The 17933-nt window shown below is 48.5% G+C and carries 15 protein-coding genes; 8 read left to right on the top strand and 7 right to left on the bottom strand.

Annotated elements, in window-relative coordinates:
* Window positions 1-15: 15 nt before the first annotated feature.
* The gene (locus tag A4U59_RS14395) at window positions 16-1590 is read right to left on the bottom strand and encodes a fatty acid--CoA ligase (RefSeq protein WP_066174210.1); all 1575 of its coding nucleotides are present in this window, start codon (window positions 1588-1590) and stop codon (window positions 16-18) included.
* Window positions 1591-2455: 865 nt separating this feature from the next.
* Here A4U59_RS14395 and A4U59_RS14390 point away from each other — a divergent pair.
* Both A4U59_RS14390 and recQ read left to right on the top strand, forming a co-directional pair.
* Entirely contained in the window at window positions 2456-2839 is a 384-nt protein-coding gene (locus tag A4U59_RS14390; RefSeq protein ID WP_066174206.1) for a VOC family protein, read from the top strand.
* A 113-nt stretch (window positions 2840-2952) separates the two neighbouring features.
* Entirely contained in the window at window positions 2953-5100 is a 2148-nt protein-coding gene (gene recQ / locus A4U59_RS14385; RefSeq protein ID WP_066174204.1) for a DNA helicase RecQ, read from the top strand.
* Window positions 5101-5320: 220 nt separating this feature from the next.
* Here recQ and A4U59_RS14380 read toward each other — a convergent pair whose 3' ends face one another.
* The 6 genes from A4U59_RS14380 to A4U59_RS14355 form a co-directional block, all read right to left on the bottom strand.
* Window positions 5321-6040 (bottom strand): YebC/PmpR family DNA-binding transcriptional regulator, encoded by a 720-nt coding sequence (locus A4U59_RS14380; RefSeq protein ID WP_066174201.1) that lies wholly within the window; start codon window positions 6038-6040, stop codon window positions 5321-5323.
* A gap of 219 nt (window positions 6041-6259) precedes the next feature.
* A complete protein-coding gene (locus A4U59_RS14375; RefSeq protein ID WP_066174198.1) occupies window positions 6260-6919 on the bottom strand; it encodes a DUF429 domain-containing protein in 660 nt (219 codons plus the stop codon).
* Between the two features lie 141 nt (window positions 6920-7060).
* Window positions 7061-8590, bottom strand: a complete 1530-nt coding sequence (locus A4U59_RS14370; protein ID WP_066174194.1) for a coproporphyrinogen III oxidase — start codon at window positions 8588-8590, stop codon at window positions 7061-7063.
* Between the two features lie 259 nt (window positions 8591-8849).
* On the bottom strand, window positions 8850-9713 hold the full coding sequence (locus A4U59_RS14365; RefSeq protein WP_066174191.1) for a Cof-type HAD-IIB family hydrolase: 864 nt from the start codon (window positions 9711-9713) through the stop codon (window positions 8850-8852).
* 191 nt (window positions 9714-9904) lie between these two features.
* Window positions 9905-10264 carry a YlbF/YmcA family competence regulator gene (locus tag A4U59_RS14360; protein ID WP_066174310.1) on the bottom strand — a complete coding sequence of 120 codons (360 nt, stop codon included), beginning with the start codon at window positions 10262-10264 and terminating at the stop codon, window positions 9905-9907.
* A 174-nt stretch (window positions 10265-10438) separates the two neighbouring features.
* On the bottom strand, window positions 10439-11578 hold the full coding sequence (locus tag A4U59_RS14355) for a DUF445 domain-containing protein (protein WP_066174189.1): 1140 nt from the start codon (window positions 11576-11578) through the stop codon (window positions 10439-10441).
* Between the two features lie 299 nt (window positions 11579-11877).
* On the opposite strand from A4U59_RS14355, the gene A4U59_RS14350 reads away from it, so the two are divergent.
* The 6 genes from A4U59_RS14350 (at window position 11878) to A4U59_RS14325 (ending at window position 17865) form a co-directional block, all read left to right on the top strand.
* Window positions 11878-13239: a YheC/YheD family endospore coat-associated protein gene (locus A4U59_RS14350; protein ID WP_066174186.1), complete on the top strand. Its 1362-nt coding sequence runs from the start codon at window positions 11878-11880 to the stop codon at window positions 13237-13239.
* 472 nt (window positions 13240-13711) lie between these two features.
* Window positions 13712-14800: a YheC/YheD family endospore coat-associated protein gene (locus tag A4U59_RS14345; RefSeq protein ID WP_083270863.1), complete on the top strand. Its 1089-nt coding sequence runs from the start codon at window positions 13712-13714 to the stop codon at window positions 14798-14800.
* The gene (locus A4U59_RS14340; RefSeq protein WP_066174183.1) at window positions 14781-16151 is read left to right on the top strand and encodes a YheC/YheD family endospore coat-associated protein; all 1371 of its coding nucleotides are present in this window, start codon (window positions 14781-14783) and stop codon (window positions 16149-16151) included. The genes A4U59_RS14345 and A4U59_RS14340 overlap by 20 nt, the downstream gene beginning before the upstream one ends.
* Window positions 16148-17368 carry a YheC/YheD family endospore coat-associated protein gene (locus A4U59_RS14335; RefSeq protein WP_066174180.1) on the top strand — a complete coding sequence of 407 codons (1221 nt, stop codon included), beginning with the start codon at window positions 16148-16150 and terminating at the stop codon, window positions 17366-17368. Before A4U59_RS14340 ends, A4U59_RS14335 begins: the two co-directional genes overlap by 4 nt.
* A gap of 21 nt (window positions 17369-17389) precedes the next feature.
* A complete protein-coding gene (locus A4U59_RS14330) occupies window positions 17390-17602 on the top strand; it encodes a DUF5342 family protein (RefSeq protein ID WP_066174177.1) in 213 nt (70 codons plus the stop codon).
* Between the two features lie 74 nt (window positions 17603-17676).
* Window positions 17677-17865 carry a hypothetical protein gene (locus A4U59_RS14325; protein WP_211274943.1) on the top strand — a complete coding sequence of 63 codons (189 nt, stop codon included), beginning with the start codon at window positions 17677-17679 and terminating at the stop codon, window positions 17863-17865.
* Window positions 17866-17933: the final 68 nt, after the last annotated feature.

The following is a 17933-nucleotide window of genomic DNA, read 5'->3' as shown; positions in this document are numbered from 1 at the left end:
AATGTCCTTGTATTATTATGCTGTTGGATCTGCCTGCTTTTCTTCAAACTGCTTCCTCAACAGGAACTTTTGGATTTTGCCGCTGGCGTTTCGAGGCAGCTCGTCCACGAAATAATACGTCCGCGGTCGTTTGTAGTCAGCCAGGTGGTCACTGTTTTTACAATAGGCCTCCAACTCTTCCTCAGTCAGCGTTTCATCTTTTTTAACAACAAAGGCTGCAACCCGCTCGCCCCATTTTTCATCCGGCTCGCCCAGGACGGCAACGTCAAGAATCCCTTCATGGGCATGCAGCAAGTCTTCCACTTCCCGCGGATACACGTTTTCTCCCCCGCTGATAATCATGTCATCGACTCTGTCGGCTACATATAAATAACCGTCCCTGTCCATGAAGCCTAGATCGCTGGAATGGTACCACCCTTTATAGAGCGCTTTCTCAGTCGCCTCTTCCCTGTTATAGTATCCGGCCATCATGCACGGCCCCTTGATGATGATTTCGCCCACTTCACCAGGCGGTAATATGTCCTCCGGTTCTGATGGGCCGTTTTCATTTGGCCGAACCACACGGATTTCATGATTATAGGCGGCCCTTCCGGCGGAACCCGCTTTTGTGATTTGCTCATTCTCTGCCAGGAATGTGACCGCAGGCCCCATTTCCGTCTGTCCGTATGCCTGGATCAAATCAATTCCAAGGCGCTCACGTACTGCTTTCACAAGGACAGGAGCCATTGGTGCCGCTCCATAGAGACCGACACGCAGGGAGTCAAGCTTCATGGTTTCAACGTTTTCCTGAAGAAGCATATTCCACATTGTCGGTGCTGCGAAGAAAGTTGTCACGTTTTCCTCCTCAATCGTCTGAAGCACCTGTTTTGCATCAAAATGGTGGATGATAATATTGCTTCCGCCGGTATGGACGCGCGGAAGGAAAGCGCAATGAAGCTCGGCGCAGTGGAACATCGGGGCAGTGACAAGTCCGATATCCTGATCAGACAATTTGATCACCGCAGCACAGATCAAGCTCATTTCCACAATATCACGGTGACGGTGCAGTACTCCTTTTGGCCGTCCGGTCGTCCCGCTTGTATACATGATGGCATATATATCGTCCTCGCTTACCTCAACATCCGGTTCATCAGCTGGAGCACTGTTCTTTTTTTCATAATAATTTTCGGCGTATACAGGCGTTTCTTCATTGATATACCAGAATGCCGTTTCAGGATGTTGCCCGTATACTGCTTCCACCTGACTGGCCAGTGCTTTTTCGAATAAAAACACCTTCGGTTTCGCATCGCCGAGTATATAATCGATTTCCTGAGCCTTCAGCCGGAAATTGATCGGGTTCAGCACTGCTCCGATTTTTGCACTGGCGAAGAAGACGGTGGCAAGTTCGCTGGAATTGAACAGGAAAGTTGAAATCCTGTCCCCTTTTTTTACACCTGCCTGCATCAAGGCATTCGCGAGGCGATGGACATCATCGCGCCATTCTTCATACGTCCATCGTTTATTCAGCGTCTTGTCCACCAGGGCCTCCTTCTCCGGGTACTTCAGAACCGTCTGGTCGAAAATCGTTCCTATTGTCGGATGAAAAGCCATTGATCCCCTTCCTCTCTTTGTGATAAGTACACTCCGGCTTTTGCTTTCCAGGGTATCTTTATAGAAAGCGTTTTCAAAACAAAAACCGGCACTCCTTCTTTTATTATAATTTTCTTAATTATCTAAAAACAACACTTTTTCTAAAAAAACTTATCAGCACTGACTTACCAAAAAGATTCATTGCGGATTCAGCCTCCATTGACCTGCACTATATGTGCATGACGTCTCGCTGCAACATCTTTTGAATGTTCACATTTCCTCAACAGAATAAGCGCTGCTGCAATGCTAAAATGTAGATGAATTCAAGTAACAGCTGCAGCGACTCAGCCATCCTGGTTGGTTCCGTTCGAAAATCGAAGTACCAATCGATGAACTTTTTCCAGAAGGATATGATGCAAAGCATTTAGAATGCATGACTGCTCTGATGGAGAGTCGAGTCTATTCATACAGGGGGTTTTCTCGTTTCCAGGCTGCTGAAAATAGAGATTTTTGGTTTACCCGCCCCATCTGTTCGCAGCGGAAGCAACACACACGAGATACTCGTGCTTTTAGGGTCAGGGCTCCTGGTATGGGGTGCCTGCCGATCATTAAAAAATCGAGCATCCTGTGGCATGGTTGGGTCCCTGGAGCTGTTACCGCATACGCAAAAAACCGGCATGATTGCCGGTTTTTTTCTGTGGAATGAACTTGACCCGGACGGCCTTCCCGTTCACCGGCCCGGAGAAATGGAAACGTTCACTCACACGAGAACTGTGTGAGTGAACGTTTTTCTTGGGTGAAAACATCCGCTGAATTGCAGAATATCAGCCATTCGCATTCCACATTATGTTAATCTGAAACAAAAGCCAAGAAGGGGGAAATCGTGATGAAAAGTCCAATTAAAAACCAGGCCGGGGCCGTTTTCATTCATGTATCCGGGATGGAACGCGCCATCGCCTTTTACAGCAGGCTCCTCGGCCTGCCTATCCGTGAGGCCGCACATGAAGGCAACATTTATGATTCGCCGGTGCAGGGCGGAAGCCAAATCATCCTCGACAGCCATCATCGGGCTGCTCCTTCCACAGACAACCTGCCGCTGCTGTTTTTTGACACAGATGACCTCCAGTCTTCTTATGCCTTTATTGTTGAAGAAGGAATTGAAGTTGCAGGTGAAATTGAGATTCATGACGACATATCTTTTTGCACATTCAGGGACCCTGATGGGAATGTACTGATGGTGTGTGAAGATAAACGGAATGCGCCTTCCTGATTCCCCAGTATGTGCATCTTCACAAGAATGGGGGGGAATTTTTCTTTTCCCGCCCCTTCCCTGCCCGAATTTGTTACGATAAAGGAAGCAAATGAAGCAAAAGGATGGGAAATATGCTTACGAAAGCAAAACAAGTGCTTGAACAATACTTCGGATATACATCATTCCGCCCGGGTCAGGAAAAGGCCGTAGGGCATGCGCTCAGTCATGAAAATACACTGGCTGTCATGCCGACAGGGGGCGGAAAATCGCTGTGCTACCAGATTCCCGGCCTCGTCAAGGAAGGAACCGCTGTCATCATTTCACCGCTTATCTCTTTGATGAAGGACCAGGTGGACGCTTTGACGGCCGCCGGCGTGGATGCAACGTTCATCAATAGTTCGTTGAATTTCACAGAACAGCAAGAACGGCTTCAAGAGTTGCAGGCAGGTCTCTTTAAGTTTGTATATGTCGCACCGGAACGGTTTGAATCACGGGATTTCATCCATGCAATCAGTAATCTCCCCCTTTCTTTGATCGCCTTCGATGAAGCCCACTGCATTTCACAATGGGGACATGACTTCCGGCCAAGCTACCGCTCTATCATTCCTAATTTAAAAAAACTGCCTGAACTGCCTGTCCTGATGGCCCTTACCGCCACCGCCACTGATGAGGTGATCGCCGATATCCAATCACTGCTGGATATCCAATCCGATCATATCGTGAACACGGGATTTGCCAGGGAAAATCTCTATTTCCAAAACGTTAAAGGAGCCTCGAAGCCTGATTTCCTGCTTGATTATGTGGAAAAAAGACCGAACGAATCCGGAATTATCTATACGCCGACCCGCAAAGTGACGGATCAGGTGTACAAAATGCTTGCGGACAAAGGCGTAAAAGCGGCCCGTTATCATGCCGGAATGTCTGAAACCGCCCGCAAAGAAGCGCAATCAGCCTTCATTCAGGATGAGGCTGCCGTCATGGTTGCCACAAACGCATTCGGTATGGGAATTGATAAAAGCAACGTGCGCTTTGTCATCCATTATGCTCTGCCGATGAATATCGAGTCCTACTATCAGGAAGCCGGACGCGCCGGACGTGACGGCGAACCGAGTGAGTGCATCCTGCTGTTTGCGGCAAAGGATATCCAGCTGCAGAAGTTTTTAATTGAGCAATCCATTATGGATGAAATGAAAAAACGCCAGGAATATAAAAAGCTTCAGGACATGGCAAGTTATTGCCATACGAATCGGTGCCTGCAGCGCTATATCCTTGATTACTTCGGCGATCCGGCCGGTCCCGGTGAGTGCGGCCGCTGCAGCAATTGCCTCGGAGGCGGGAGCCGCGCGGATATGACACGCGAAGCCCAGATGGTGTTATCGTGCGTGGCCCGGATGGGAGAAAGGTTCGGCGCTTCTATGACCGCAAAAGTATTGAAGGGGTCAAAAAGCCAGAGAGTCATCGACTTCAACTTTAACCGGCTGTCAACGTATGGACTTCTGTCGCATTATACAGAGAAGGAAATCATGAACTTGATCAACTACCTTGCTGCAGACGGCTACTTGCAGACAGAAGATGCCAAATTTCCGACCTTGAAGCTCACCCCGCTTGCAGGCGAGGTCCTGAAAGGAAATGAAACCGTTTATGTCCAGGCCCTTCCAAAAGCGGCAGCCGTAAAGGATGATTACCATTCCGGATTGTTTGAAGCATTGCGTATGCTGCGGAAATCGATCGCCGGAGAAAAAGGGGTGCCGCCCTATGTCATTTTTTCAGATGCAAGCCTGAAGGAAATGGCGCGCTTCATTCCGGAAACAAAAGAAGCGATGCTGCAGATAAAAGGCGTCGGGGAAAAGAAATTTGATCAGTACGGTGAAGTGTTTTTAGAAGGCATTATCCGTTTTCTTGATGATCATGGGCCGATCGAAAAACACACTCCCTCTCCTTCCCTTTCTTCTGCAGCCATCCAAAAGAAGGAGGCTGATGACAGCCGACCCAGCCATATGATTTCATATGAAGAGTTTTGCGAAGGCCGTGACATAAAAGATATCGCAAAGGAACGCGGTTTAACCACCCGGACCGTAGAAAACCATTTATTCAAAGCAGCAAAGGAAGGCAATCAACTAGATTGGAATTTGTTTTTCACCAGTGAGGCAGAGGCACTCATACTCCATGAACACGAGCAACTGGATGAAAAGAAGCTGAAACCGCTGAAGGAGCGTCTTCCGGATGAAGTGAGTTACACTGCGATAAAAGCTGTACTCGTTAAACATGACTTTATGTGATTGAAGATCAGGAACAAATGCGCAAGGCGCCCGCTTAGCGGCGTACGCATAATCGGGGGTTCCCGCAGGGAGGTGCCCTTTCCTCCCGGAGGGGATCACCGCTTATGACGATAGCCGCTGGCGCCTGGAGCTGGACGATTCTCTTCTGGCTTTTTATCTTTTATAATTTCCTTTACAAATAAAAAATCCCCGGACATTAATATGCCGGGGATCTTCGTTCTTAATCGTCAAAATCAACGTTATGATACACCTGCTGGACATCTTCCAAATCTTCGAGCACATCGATCAGTTTTTCAAACTGATCCCGGCTGTCTTCCGGAAGCGCAACATCGTTTTGGGCGAGCATTGTCAGCTCAGCAACCGTAAATTCGGTGATGCCGGCATTTTTGAACGCTTCCTGTACGGCATGGAACTGGTCAGGTTCTGCATAGACGATGACACCGCCGTCTTCCTCAAACACATCGCGGACATCAACATCTCCTTCCATCAACAGTTCAAGCACTTCATCTTCTGATTTCCCTTCAACCCCGATGACCGCCGTTGCATCAAACATGTATGAGACCGAGCCGTTCACACCGAGATTGCCGCCATTTTTACTGAAAGCGGCCCGTACTTCAGCCGCTGTCCGGTTCACATTATTCGTCAACGTATCAACGATGACCATGGCGCCGTTCGGCCCGAAGCCTTCATAACGCAGTTCATCATAGTTCTCTTCCGCGCCGCCCTTCGCCTTTTCGATGGCTCGCTCTATGATGTTTTTCGGCACGTTGTACGTCTTCGCCCGCTCAAGGACAACCTTCAAAGCCTGGTTTAGTTCCGGATCGGGCTCCCCTTGCTTGGCCGCAACATAAATTTCCCGTCCGAACCTGGCATAAATGCGGCTCGTATTCTTGTCTTTAGCCGCTTTTTTCTCCTTGATATTATTCCATTTACGTCCCATGAAGAACACTCGCTTTCACATTGAAGCCTTATTGCTTCTAAATAGTATATAACTGTATCTATTCTTGCCGCCCTGTCATCGCTTCAGGAACAGATAGAAATAGTTTCAACCCTTAAATTATAGCATAAATCAAGTTTATCGGCTGTCCATGTTTTGCAGTCAAAATCCACTTCCCTGCTGTAAAAGTGGTTTCGTTAGAGGGTGCAGGTTCTCACAAGGTTAACAGCAATAATCATAAGGATGCATTGGACGTTCGGCAGGATGCAGCCACTTCGGATCCCGCTCAGGATCCCGCCAGTGCCACGCGCCAAGTGCTGCTGCACACGCATCAATGGAATGGTTTTCTTGCTCGATTTCGGCTGGCAGTTCTGCCTGCATTTCCTGTTCAAGCAATTTCCGGGTCATGCTTCTCGACGACTGGTCTTTTTTATACGACAGCACAGATGGAATATCAGAAGCTGCAATCCTTGACCCGATGATTGCCCCCGGATGCACTTCAACAATTGAAATCGGATGGGGTGCTTCCAGCTCCTCAATCTCCCTGGTCAGTTTGATGCCGCGCAGTGTGATATAGACCATTCGATTCAGCGTAGGAGGCATTATTGAGCCTGATTTCATCCCGATGTTGACAATGAATTGCCTTAGCGACCTGTCACCGGGCCTGTCTCCTCCCCCATCCTGATAGGATAACGGGGCATCCATTCCAATTACCACTTCATCAACGGAACTCTGCTCGGCTACCTCGGTTAAAATTGCTGAATCACTCAATCCGCCAGCAACTTTTTCCAATTTCAACCCATTCCCTTGCTTTTCAAAGACAGCAAGATAAGTATCTTTATGGTTCTTGGGTCCAGATAAATCAATACCAATAACTCTCATCGAAACTCTCCTTTCAATCGCATTACGCCGTTGAGAACAGGTTTTCACATGCTGTGACATTTTACGAAAAAAATTGTTTCAGCCACCTTCATCTCCAAATATACAAAAGCGTACGGCACTCTAGCTTGCCGTACGCAAAATTTATGCTGGCCCTTTTTCATTTCCAACTTTAGAACGTGTTCCAAATAGGTCTTCCAGTAAAGCAATCTTCTCATCTGTATATTTTTCGTACGCCATGTTGTAAACTTTCGGTTCTTTCGGATTGGCCTGGCGCGTGATTTTACCCGTTTCCGGATGGATGAATTTACTGGAAGCGCCGCAGCCTAGCCCGATGATCGTCTGGACCTCTTCCATGATGAGGATATTATAAAGGCTTTCCTGGCCCGGAATTGCATAGCCGACATTTTCAAGGTTGCCAAGAATATTTTTCTGGCGGTATAGATAGTAAGGGGTATACCCCTTTGCTTCCGTCCACACAGCGGAAAGATCCATCATTTCACCGATTTCTTCGCGGCCTGCGACTTTATATTTTTCCTTGTTCTTTGTCATTTCGGATGCCCGTTTAAAAGAAAGGGTGTGGACTGTGAGCGACTCCGGCATCAGTTTCTCCGTCTCATTCAGCGTATGGGTGAATTCCGGCACTCCTTCACCCGGCAGCCCGATGATCAAGTCCATGTTAATATTGTTCATGCCGCTGGTTCTGGCAAGATGGTATTTTTCAATCGTTTCCTCTACAGTATGATGGCGGCCGATCGCTTTAAGCGTTTCCTGGATATAAGATTGCGGATTGATGCTGATCCGGTCTATGTTCCATTTGCGCAGCACCGCAAGTTTCTCTTCCGTGATCGTATCGGGACGCCCTGCTTCAACAGTGACTTCACGGACATTTTCTACATGCGGGAATGAATTGTACATTTCTTCATATAAAAGATCCATTTCTTCTGCCGTGATACTTGTCGGCGTCCCCCCGCCAAAGTAGATAGTTGTCACTTTGATGCCATTACCCTTCAGCCAACGGCCGATTTCTTTCATTTCGTAATGGAGCCCGCCCAGGAATGAATGGACTGATCCCTGCTTGCCCTGGATGGCATAGGCCGGGAAGGTGCAATATGCGCATTTAGTGGGGCAGAACGGGATGCCGATATAGATGCTGACTTCATTTTTTAAATCATGAAGATCCGGCAGCACGGCAAGCTGGCGGTCGACAATCCGCTGCATAAGCTCCACTTTTTCTTCACTTATCAAATAATTGTTCTTTAATGAATGATGGGCCTGCTCAATTGTTGCGCCAGCCTTCAGCTTTTTATGGAGAAGCTTCGTCGGGCGTACACCTGTAAGTGTTCCCCACGGCTGATCGATTCCAGTCCAATCCTGGAGAACACTCAAAAAGACATAGTTGACGGCATGCTTCAAGCTCTTTTTACCTTCATTAGCAGATTCTGCGTCAAAATGATATTCAAATTCCTTCGTAAATATACGTTCATTTTCAGTTACGGAAAGGCTGCCGGCAACATGGACAGGGTTCCCTTCCGTCACAGTTGCCGAAAAGACTGCATCTGCATGTGCATCCTTCCCAAACGTAACGGCGGCATCTTCAAAGAACAATCCGGCTATATGCACAAGGTTATAATGAAATTGCTGTTCATCCAGGCCGATTATCTTTATATTCAAAATGGTTCACCCTTTTTATGATCTGTTTCAGCGCCTTTTCTCACAGGGCGTAAAACTGCTTATAGTGTACATAACATTGCTTGTGCGGTCAATGTAAAAAGAGGGTGCGAATGTGCACACCTCCCCCGCGGCAATCCGATTAGAGGAACGTTTTTCGTGTCATCGCCACTGTATGTAAAACAGTATATCCTTCATATGAACACCGAAAGCCCGGCAAGCTGCCGGGCTCCTTTACTTGATAAGCGGACATCCCGCTTTCTTATAAGTTGAATTTCTCCTTGACTTTCTTCAGCTGAAACTGCTTTCTGAACAATTCCTTCACCATATATGAAACGCCCTGCTGGTCATTTGATCTTGTCACCCAGTCAGCGGCTTTTTTTACTGATGCCGGAGCATTCCCCATCGCGACACCCAGGCCAGCCATTTCAATCATGCCCTGATCGTCTTCCGCATCACCGATTACGACCATTTCAGCAGGTGAAATGCCAAGGTGCTCGCCCAGCAGCCGGACTCCTTTTTCTTTTGAGACGCCTGCCGGCACAACACTGATCCTGCCGTCCGCTTTTACAATAACATCAATTCCCTCCAGCTCTTCTTTCAGCGTAGAGGCAATCCGTTCCTGTTCGCCGTAACTGCTCGGGTAAATATCGATATGCGGCACAGATACCGGTTCGTCGATAAGTTTATCACTCAAGGTCTCGACAAACTGCATCGGATAAAAGAGCGGATCGGTCGAATTCATTGCTGTCCGGGCAATCATATTGCTGCTCGTTTTCATCTTGTTGCTCAGGGAGAAATTTTCATGTACGAGGCGTGTATGGCAATCAAAATGTTCGAGAATGCTTACAAGGCTGTATACAAAATTTTCGGTGAGCCTTTCGTCTACAATCGGTTCTTTCGTATCTTCACTTACGAATGCACCGTAATGTGTCACCAGATAACCGTCAATCTTCAAGGCCCGCGCCACTTTTCGCGCCGATGAAAAGTGACGGCTCGTTACCAGTGTCACATACACCCCTTTATCCTTCGCGAACTGGACCGCCTGTTTCGTATCCCTGTCCATCCGGCCGTTCGATTTAAGCACCGTCCCATCAATATTCAAAGCAAGCATCCTGTATACCATGTTGCCTTCCCCCTTCTCAGCTGTCGCATTCTGCTACTAGCTTATGTACGCTTGCCCAATATTAGAACGGGCAGTGCTTCCCGTTTGGATTGAAATGCCAGGCAATTGCCTGGCATCTCATTAATGCGCCCGCCCGGCCTTTGGACGCAAAAAACCTCCCGCCTTGCCGGCGGGAGGTTGGTTGGTGATTATTATTGCTCGTTTGGTGCATCTTCTTCAGCTGTTCCATACAGGTCTTCAAGCGGCTTCATGATGATTTTGTTGATGTCATTCAAAAGCATGCTGACACGCTGTTCAGCTTCCATCAGCTTGTTGATTTCTTCGTGCTGCTGCACAAGCTGGACCGTTTGCTGGGCCTGAGCCACTTCTTCTTCAGTGATTTCTTCACCGCGCATTTGCTTTTCTTGAAGTGTAAGCTGGATATTGCGGAAGTTATCAAACATGCGCTTTGTTACTTCGTCGCTGTTTATCTTATCATAAACCTCTTTAAGTTGTTTGAAGTCTTCGCTGTCACGAATCTCTTTTTCCAAGTCATACGCTGCATCGTACATATTAGCCAATGTTATTCCTCCTTGTTCTTTCAGCTCCGGGCTGAATCAATCATTCTTAACCACTATAACAAACTGTGAGCAGAAATCAAATCAAGCCCCTTATCGCTGATACCATACTCCGCTCGCAGTTTAACACTGCCGGCTCCGGAAGTTACCGGGATGCCACCATACGAATCAGCCGATCAGGATTACAGCAACACCCTGCACCGCTCCGATGACGCCGCCGAGTACGGCTCCAAGAACGGTGATGAGTTTGAATTCCCTTCTGGAAATGGAAAGGACCATCTGTTCAAGATGCTCAACTGGAAACGACTCCACCTGTTCTCTTACGACATCGGCAAGATGGAGCTTTTTCATGAGGCGCTCCAGCTCAACGGCGGCAAAATCGCCGGCAAATGCAAGCATTTTCGGAACCCATGTCTCGATTACAAGCTGACGGTACGGAAAAGCAAGATCTTTGATAGGAATCGATAACAGGCTGCCGATCTGCACCTGCTCTATAGCTGCCTGCTGTAAAAAAGCAGTGATTTTCTCATCCCCACCTGCCTTTTCAGCTACCTCATGAACTTTGAGCGCCTTGACCGAATCCCATTCACTCTCAAGCAGGTTTTGAAGTGTCTTCTTCGTGCGGTCCTGGCTCAGCATCTTGATTAGCTCAGGCTGCACTTTCCCTGTAAGACTTTCGCTCCCCATGAACATTTGGACCATATTCATTAGCGTGCCTCTGCTTTCAAAGAAGTCATCGACCATCCGGCTGATGATCTTCTTTCCTTCGTCACCGCTGAAATACTCCTTTATTTTGCCGATGATATGATCGGTCATGACAGGAATCCTCTCATCTGCCCGGTCTTTCCACGCTTCAGGCAGAACGTTTTCAAGCTTGCGGTCCCCATTTGCTTCCATCCATCTTTGATAGCGTTCCTCCACTATAGCACGCAGCTTCTCTTCTCCCTGCACTGCCGCATTCGGCGTACCGAGCGCCGCGAGAGATTCCTCAATCGTTTTTTCGGTGTCCAGGACCCTGCGCGCTTCATCTTTTGCCCACTGCTCCACTTCATAGCGGAACCCTTTATCGAGAAATTTTTTCCGTATTCCTTCAGGTGTAAGTAAATAATCGACGACCATCCTGCCGAGCTGTTTGGCCAATTCCTCGCGCCGTTTCGGAATCAGGCCCGGAGTGAACGGCAGCCGCCTGTTGAATAGATATAGAGGTTTATAAGGCCTGAACAGCATTTTAATGGCAAGGGAATTGGTAACTCCCCCTATCGCCGCTCCAACAGCAATCATAATCAAGATGATGATAAATTCACTCATTTCCACTAACCACCCATTCTTCCTGCATAAAGCTAATCGCCGGCCATTAAGCTGTTTGGCAGATTAGCTCGACTGCAATCTATTATAAAAAAAATCTTTACTGCTGGTTGATACAGCATTTACAGGAGACGAATGCTCCTTCTGCTCCGAACCGGCTCTTCATCCTTTTCCTCTTCCTGGCCGGTCCTGTTTTCTTATAGGCAGGCGCGGACATTCACACTGTGTCATCCGCCCACATAGTATACGATATCACAAATCACCTATCCAGTATTAACCATCATAAAAGAGGGATTATCCTTATGGTCACCGTTGTACATGCACGATATATCAAAAGAGAACCGGCGGCCTTTTCATCCGGTAACCAGCTGCACCTGACAGAACCATTTGCACAGCGGCTTAAGATTACCGGCCCTTCAGCCGTTCATATTCAAACCGGCACAGCTTCAGCCGCGGCAGTGCCCGTAATCATGAATGGGGATGGGTATGTTTTCTCTGTCAGTCCCGGCCTCCAGAAAGAGTTAGGACTTCCGGATGAAACGTTAAACATCCGCATCAATTATTCGACAGCGGGAAGAACGTTCAAAATCGGGCCCTTCATAGCTGTTCTTGCCGATAAGACGTACCCCGGCGCCGACCCGCCCTGCGGAAAACTTTCGGCTTACTACGAAGAACTGTCCGTATATGCCCGGGATCAGCACATCGGCCTGTATATCACTTCCCCGGAATACTGGGATGTTAAGCAAATGAAAGGAATGATTTATTCAGGAGGCAGCTGGAAGCAGAATACGGTGCCGGCGCCTGACATCGTCCATAATCGCATCAGCTCCCGCCGCTTTGAGCAGACAGAAGCGTTCAACAAAATCAGGGAGTACTGCACCAGACATGAAATACCGTTTTTCAACCACCAATTTTTAAATAAATGGAACGTAAAAGAAATGCTTGAGAAATGTCCGGAAATCGTTCCTTATCTTCCCGAGACGGCCCTCCTTAATAGCAGATCGGCATTAAGGAACATGCTCTTGAAACATGAAAGGGTCTATCTCAAACCGATACACGGCAGTCAGGGCAGGGACATCTTCATGGTATTTCTCTCCGAAGAAGGCTTTGTCCTCCATAGCACCAGTTCCTCACCAGCGGCAAAAGCCTTTCAAACAGTGGAAGATCTATTTGATGAAATAGTGCCTGCTATTAAAAAGGAAAGATACCTTGTTCAAGAAGGCCTCACGTTAATATCACGGCAAAGCAGCCCGCTTGATTTCCGGTTCCTTTGCCATCAAATTTCGGCCGGCAAATGGATTGTCACTTCGGAAACCGCCCGCCTTTCCCCACCCGGCCACTTTGTCTCCAATATCGCAATGGGCGGCAGTCTGGTGAGACCGTTGGAAGTATTAAAGGACGTATTCGGAAACAAACACGGTAAAGAGCTCCTGCTGGCTATGCGGGAAATTGCCGTTAATACAGCGGCTGCAATAAGCAGTGAGGCAGGCGGCACCTACGCGGAACTCGGCCTTGACATTGCAGCCGATACAGATGGAAAGCCGTGGATCATCGAGGTGAACACCAAACCATCCAAAGACATGTCCGCCGTCCGGCCAGGGAACAGCACACGCCCCTCTGCCAGGGCAATCATCGATATCAGCCGGGGGATGGCAAGTGTCTAAACAACCCCAGGAAAATCCGGGCATTTTCCGATTTGTTTCTAGTCGGAGCCGCCAAGACGGTGAATTCGGGCTTCAGGTTCATAAAGTGGCGATTCGCCGGGTTTCGTCTCAATTATTGGAGTGATTCTTATTATAGAAGATGGCTCTGTTCCAGCTTATATTTGAGGAAGATCTGCGGGATTTCATTCCTGGAATTCCGCGCCACGGTATTTCAAGCAATATTCCGGTTCCGCCTCTTTGCAAGCATGATTCCAACATAATCATGTCTAATTCTTGTTCCACCCACTTAAGGGGCCGATTGATCGTGTTTCGTTTCTCGCTTAGATACCAACTAATCCCGCACTCTAGCGCCTGAAAACTTTCGGTAAAATCCTCATTCAACCCAAATACGATGAATCAGGCCCTGGCTGTTCCTTTCCGGGATGAGCCAAAATCCTGATTGCTGTTACGTCAAAAAATTGGAGGGATTCCATTGCGATTCGGTTTTTTGTCGCTTTCTGAAGATCACGAGTCTCACTATGCTGAACAACTTGCCATCCGCAGCAGGGACTTCGGGTTGGACTTTTTCAAATTCACGCCGTTTTCAATCGACCCGAAAACGGAATTGGCGGAAGGACTTATTTACAATAAAGAAAAAGGCGGCTGGGAAAAGGCCGTCCGCTCCATTCCGGAAATGATATACGATCGCTGTTTTTATGGAAAAACAGGCAGTTCGACCGGAGACGGCAAAGCGATCGTTTCCTGGCTCAAGCAAAGAGGCGGCACCCGTTTTATCGGGAACGGTCTGCCGGATAAATTGAAAGTCGCCGCTGCCGTCAGCGGAGATGGCACACTGAAATACTATCTGCCCGAAACCCGCTCGGCCAGCTCGCATGAAGCCGTCATCCGCTATGTCGATTCAAAGGAAAAAGTAATCCTGAAGCCGGCGGCGGGATCACAGGGCAAAGGCATTATCGTCATTGAAAAAGAGGATTCAGCATATACATGGTATGTCCAATCTAACAATATGCTGAAGACAACTGCTGTCACCAGTGATGCACTAAAAGCCTGGCTTAAGCTTACCCTGAGCCGTGAGCGGTACTTGCTGCAGCCATACCTTCAGCTGCTTGACCGTGACGAACGGCCTTTTGATATCCGGATTCTTTTACAAAAAGACGAAAACGGATTATGGGTGGAACGGGGACTCGGCATGCGCCGCGGCCGTCCGGGGACTATCCTTTCGAACCTCCATGCAGGCGCTGCCCCTGTTAGTTATGACGACTGGCTCGGACAGCTTTCAACGACTCAAGCAAGCATAATAAAGGAAGAAATACGGACGATTACCGAACGCATTCCAATTGTACTGGAGGAAACTTTCCCTTCCCTGTTCGAACTGGGGATCGACCTTGGCGTGGCCCGTAACGGAAGTGTATGGATTCTTGATATCAATTCAAAACCGGGCCACCAGATCATCAGATCCCTTTATCCTTCAAAAACCGGCGACCTTTACCGGGCCCCGCTTGCATATGCCGCCGGAATGATTCGAAAAGGAGTGATCCAACGTGAGCAAAACCGTCTATGATATCCGCCAGACCGCAGACGATGGCAGTTCATCTGTCTATGTTCCGGAAAGCTTTTTCTCTACTGTCAAAGAATGCACGTCAATTGCCTTTGGGCTTGCAGCGCTGCCGTGTGCAATAAAATCGTCCAAACACCTGTCCCATGAAGTGGAAGTGCCGGCCGCTTTGTTCAGGGAGCTGGGCATTCCGGCTGAAGGACCGCTGCACTTGATTGAGCACGACAATACGCTCCACCTCGGTCCGCTCGTCGGAATTTTCACCGCCGGATTTACGGGTCAAGACCTGCGTCCGGCCGGTGAACGTTCCTTCGTCTTTGCCCGGCTGCTGACTGCCGCGGGAACGGTCCATGCTCATGCTTTCATATTCGGAAAGCATCATATCGACTGGGAACACGAAACGATTCAAGGTTTTTTTTACACTCAGGACGGCTGGGAACAAAAAACGGTGCCGTTTCCGCACGTGATCTATGACCGGCTCCCCAACCGCCGGACGGAAAGCCTGGAAGAATTCCAGCAGCTGCGCCGCCGCCTTCAGCTCGACTATTTGATTCCCTGGTATAATCCGGGTTTCTTCGATAAATGGACCATTCATGAAATTTTCGGCAAATACCCGAAGAGCGCTGTCATGATTCCCACTGCTGTAAAAAACCCTTCTGCTGGTGAGATCCAGGAATTGCTCGACCGGTGCGGCCAGATATATATCAAGCCGATCAACGGCAGCCTCGGCAACGGTGTCGTCCAGCTTATCAAGGACCAGGAGGGGACATCGTATTACGCACGTCTGCGCAGCGGCGGCGAAAATCGCCTGCGCCGCTATCCGTCACTCGGCCAGCTGCTGCAGAACATCTATCCAACTGAGAGTTTCGAGGGACTTATGGTTCAGCAAGGTATCGTCCTCAAGCGGACACATGGGCAAAAATATGATTTCAGGGTCCATACGAATAAAAACGAAAATGGAGAATGGCAGGTGACAGGGATCGCCGCTAAACTTGCAGGGCCCGGCAGCCTGACCACCCACCTCAGCAGCGGAGGCAAAGTATTTACGCTCGAAGAACTCTACAATGACCTGGCAGAGCGGCGGAAAATAGAGAAAACCATTTCTGACGCAGTACTACTTCTAAGCACCATTCTCGACAGGCATTTGAAAGGGAACCTTGGTGAAGTCGGATTTGATATCGGGATCGACAAAGAAAACAGGCTCTGGGTGTTTGAGGCCAACTCAAAACCTGGAAGGTCGATTTTTTACCACCCCGGCCTGAAGGAATCGGAAATCCTGACGCGGAAGCTGCCAATTTCCTACGGCCTCTACCTGGCTGAAAAAAATATTCGTTCCCGAAGCCGGTTGAAGACATGATCATTTATTATGATGAAGCTTCTTCAGCCTGGGTATGCCGCGGTGAAGAAAAAAAGTATGCCTTCGGAAAAAACGGAAGCATCAGCGGCCGGAATTCCCCGCAAGCAGCTGCGGCTTTTCCGGTACTGTTGAATAAAGACCGGGCCGGGCCGCTTGTCGGGATCGCGGCATCTCCGGGTAAAAAGGCCCGATTTAAAGGAAATGTTGAATTTTTCGAAGACATCCAGCGGACACTGTTTAAAAAAGGCGGCATTTCCTTTGTTTTTTCCCCGGCAGATTTCACCGGCGGCCAACTGGAGGGTGCCGTTTTCATCCCTGCTGAAAACAGGTGGACAACAGCCGTCTTTCCCCACCCGGACGTGATTTATAACCGTATCCCTGAAAGATGGTATGAGCGCGGTGCAGCCGCAAGAAAATTGTTCTCCAGCCTCCGGAAACACAGGATTCCTTATTTTAACGGCAGTTTTTTTAATAAATGGGAAGCGCTTGATGCTCTTCAGCATCACCCTGATATAAAAGAGGCCATTCCGGATACGGAGTTATTCGATAATGAATCAGACTGGCCGGTCATTCTGGAACGCTTCGGCACCATTTTTGTTAAACCGATCGACGGCAGTAAAGGCAAGGGGATTGTAAAAGTTGAAAAACAAGGCGGCGCACTGCTTGTCAGCGGACAGAATGAACCTGCTTTCACATGTACAGAGGATGAACTGATGAGGATGTTTGAAAGTCGGAAATATCTTGTGCAGGCCGCTGTCAAACTGCCGCTTTTTGAAGGAAGCCCATATGATTTCAGGATTCTTTGCCATAAACATCATGATTGCTGGTCTGTCAGCGGAGTCGGCATACGCCAGGCGGGTGAACATGCGGTTACGACACATGTGCCGCAGGGCGGGAGAATTCTTAATTTTGATCAGATTCCAATTCGCCCGGATATTAGGCAATTCGAAAGGATCCTTCCCGAAATCGGGGAAACACTTGAGCAATTGGCAGGCCCTTTATATGAATTTTCCATCGATGCCGGCGTTTCACCGGAAGGCCGGCTGGCAATTTTTGAGGCGAATGCCAAGCCGATGCGTTTTGATGAACCTGCAATCCGCAGCATACACTTCGAAGCACTTGCCGATCTCTTCATGGAGTTCTCGGACTTTAAGGAAGGAATCGACGATGTCCGCAAAGAAATACTGTTACAGTCCGAAAAAGTATCCTATACGTAATAAAATGCAGGAGGGACACCGATGATTTCACATTTCCAATACAAGCCGAAAAATCCAAAAATCCAAATGGGCGGCTGGACCTTTTCTTTTTTTTATAAGGGGTCCCGTTATCAAGGAACATATGAAAAGAACGGCGAAATCCAGTGGGACGGAATCATGCCGCACGAGGAAGATGAAAAAACACTGAAATCACATGTTCATGAATTGATGCTTTATCACGTTTATGAAGATTAATTCCCTGCCTGGAAAAATTTTCGTCCGTTAATTCTGATTACCCCTGCCTATCCTATATATAAGGGGTGATGCAGATGAAACGTACACAACCAGACTCTTTACACGAGGGCAGGGACAAAGTATTTGTGGATGTCGACCGGATGATCAATGAAGGCCTTGCAGGCGGCACCGTCACCCAGCGCGATATGAAACAAATTGAAAAAGCGCGGGACCTTGTCGAGGAAGACCCGCCAAATTCCAGCGGCCCTGGCGCGAAACATTAAAGCCATGAACAAAAGCGCAAGGCGCACGCTTAGCGGCGTACGCATAAGCGGGGGTCCCCGCAGGAAGG

This window comes from Bacillus marinisedimentorum, assembly GCF_001644195.2.
GTDB classification, from domain to species: Bacteria; Bacillota; Bacilli; order Bacillales; family Bacillaceae_O; genus Bacillus_BL; species Bacillus_BL marinisedimentorum.
The sequence above is the reverse complement of the archived record's forward strand: the minus strand, read 5'-3'. Positions and strand labels throughout refer to the sequence as shown.

Coding starts and splice junctions, on each gene's coding strand:
- A4U59_RS14395 (WP_066174210.1), bottom strand. CDS start 1,590: ATGGCTTTTCATCCGACAATAGGAACGATTTTCGACCAGACGGTTCTG.
- A4U59_RS14390 (WP_066174206.1), top strand. CDS start 2,456: ATGAAAAGTCCAATTAAAAACCAGGCCGGGGCCGTTTTCATTCATGTA.
- recQ (WP_066174204.1), top strand. CDS start 2,953: ATGCTTACGAAAGCAAAACAAGTGCTTGAACAATACTTCGGATATACA.
- A4U59_RS14380 (WP_066174201.1), bottom strand. CDS start 6,040: ATGGGACGTAAATGGAATAATATCAAGGAGAAAAAAGCGGCTAAAGAC.
- A4U59_RS14375 (WP_066174198.1), bottom strand. CDS start 6,919: ATGAGAGTTATTGGTATTGATTTATCTGGACCCAAGAACCATAAAGAT.
- A4U59_RS14365 (WP_066174191.1), bottom strand. CDS start 9,713: ATGGTATACAGGATGCTTGCTTTGAATATTGATGGGACGGTGCTTAAA.
- A4U59_RS14360 (WP_066174310.1), bottom strand. CDS start 10,264: ATGTACGATGCAGCGTATGACTTGGAAAAAGAGATTCGTGACAGCGAA.
- A4U59_RS14355 (WP_066174189.1), bottom strand. CDS start 11,578: ATGAGTGAATTTATCATCATCTTGATTATGATTGCTGTTGGAGCGGCG.
- A4U59_RS14350 (WP_066174186.1), top strand. CDS start 11,878: ATGGTCACCGTTGTACATGCACGATATATCAAAAGAGAACCGGCGGCC.
- A4U59_RS14335 (WP_066174180.1), top strand. CDS start 16,148: ATGATCATTTATTATGATGAAGCTTCTTCAGCCTGGGTATGCCGCGGT.
- A4U59_RS14330 (WP_066174177.1), top strand. CDS start 17,390: ATGATTTCACATTTCCAATACAAGCCGAAAAATCCAAAAATCCAAATG.
- A4U59_RS14325 (WP_211274943.1), top strand. CDS start 17,677: ATGAAACGTACACAACCAGACTCTTTACACGAGGGCAGGGACAAAGTA.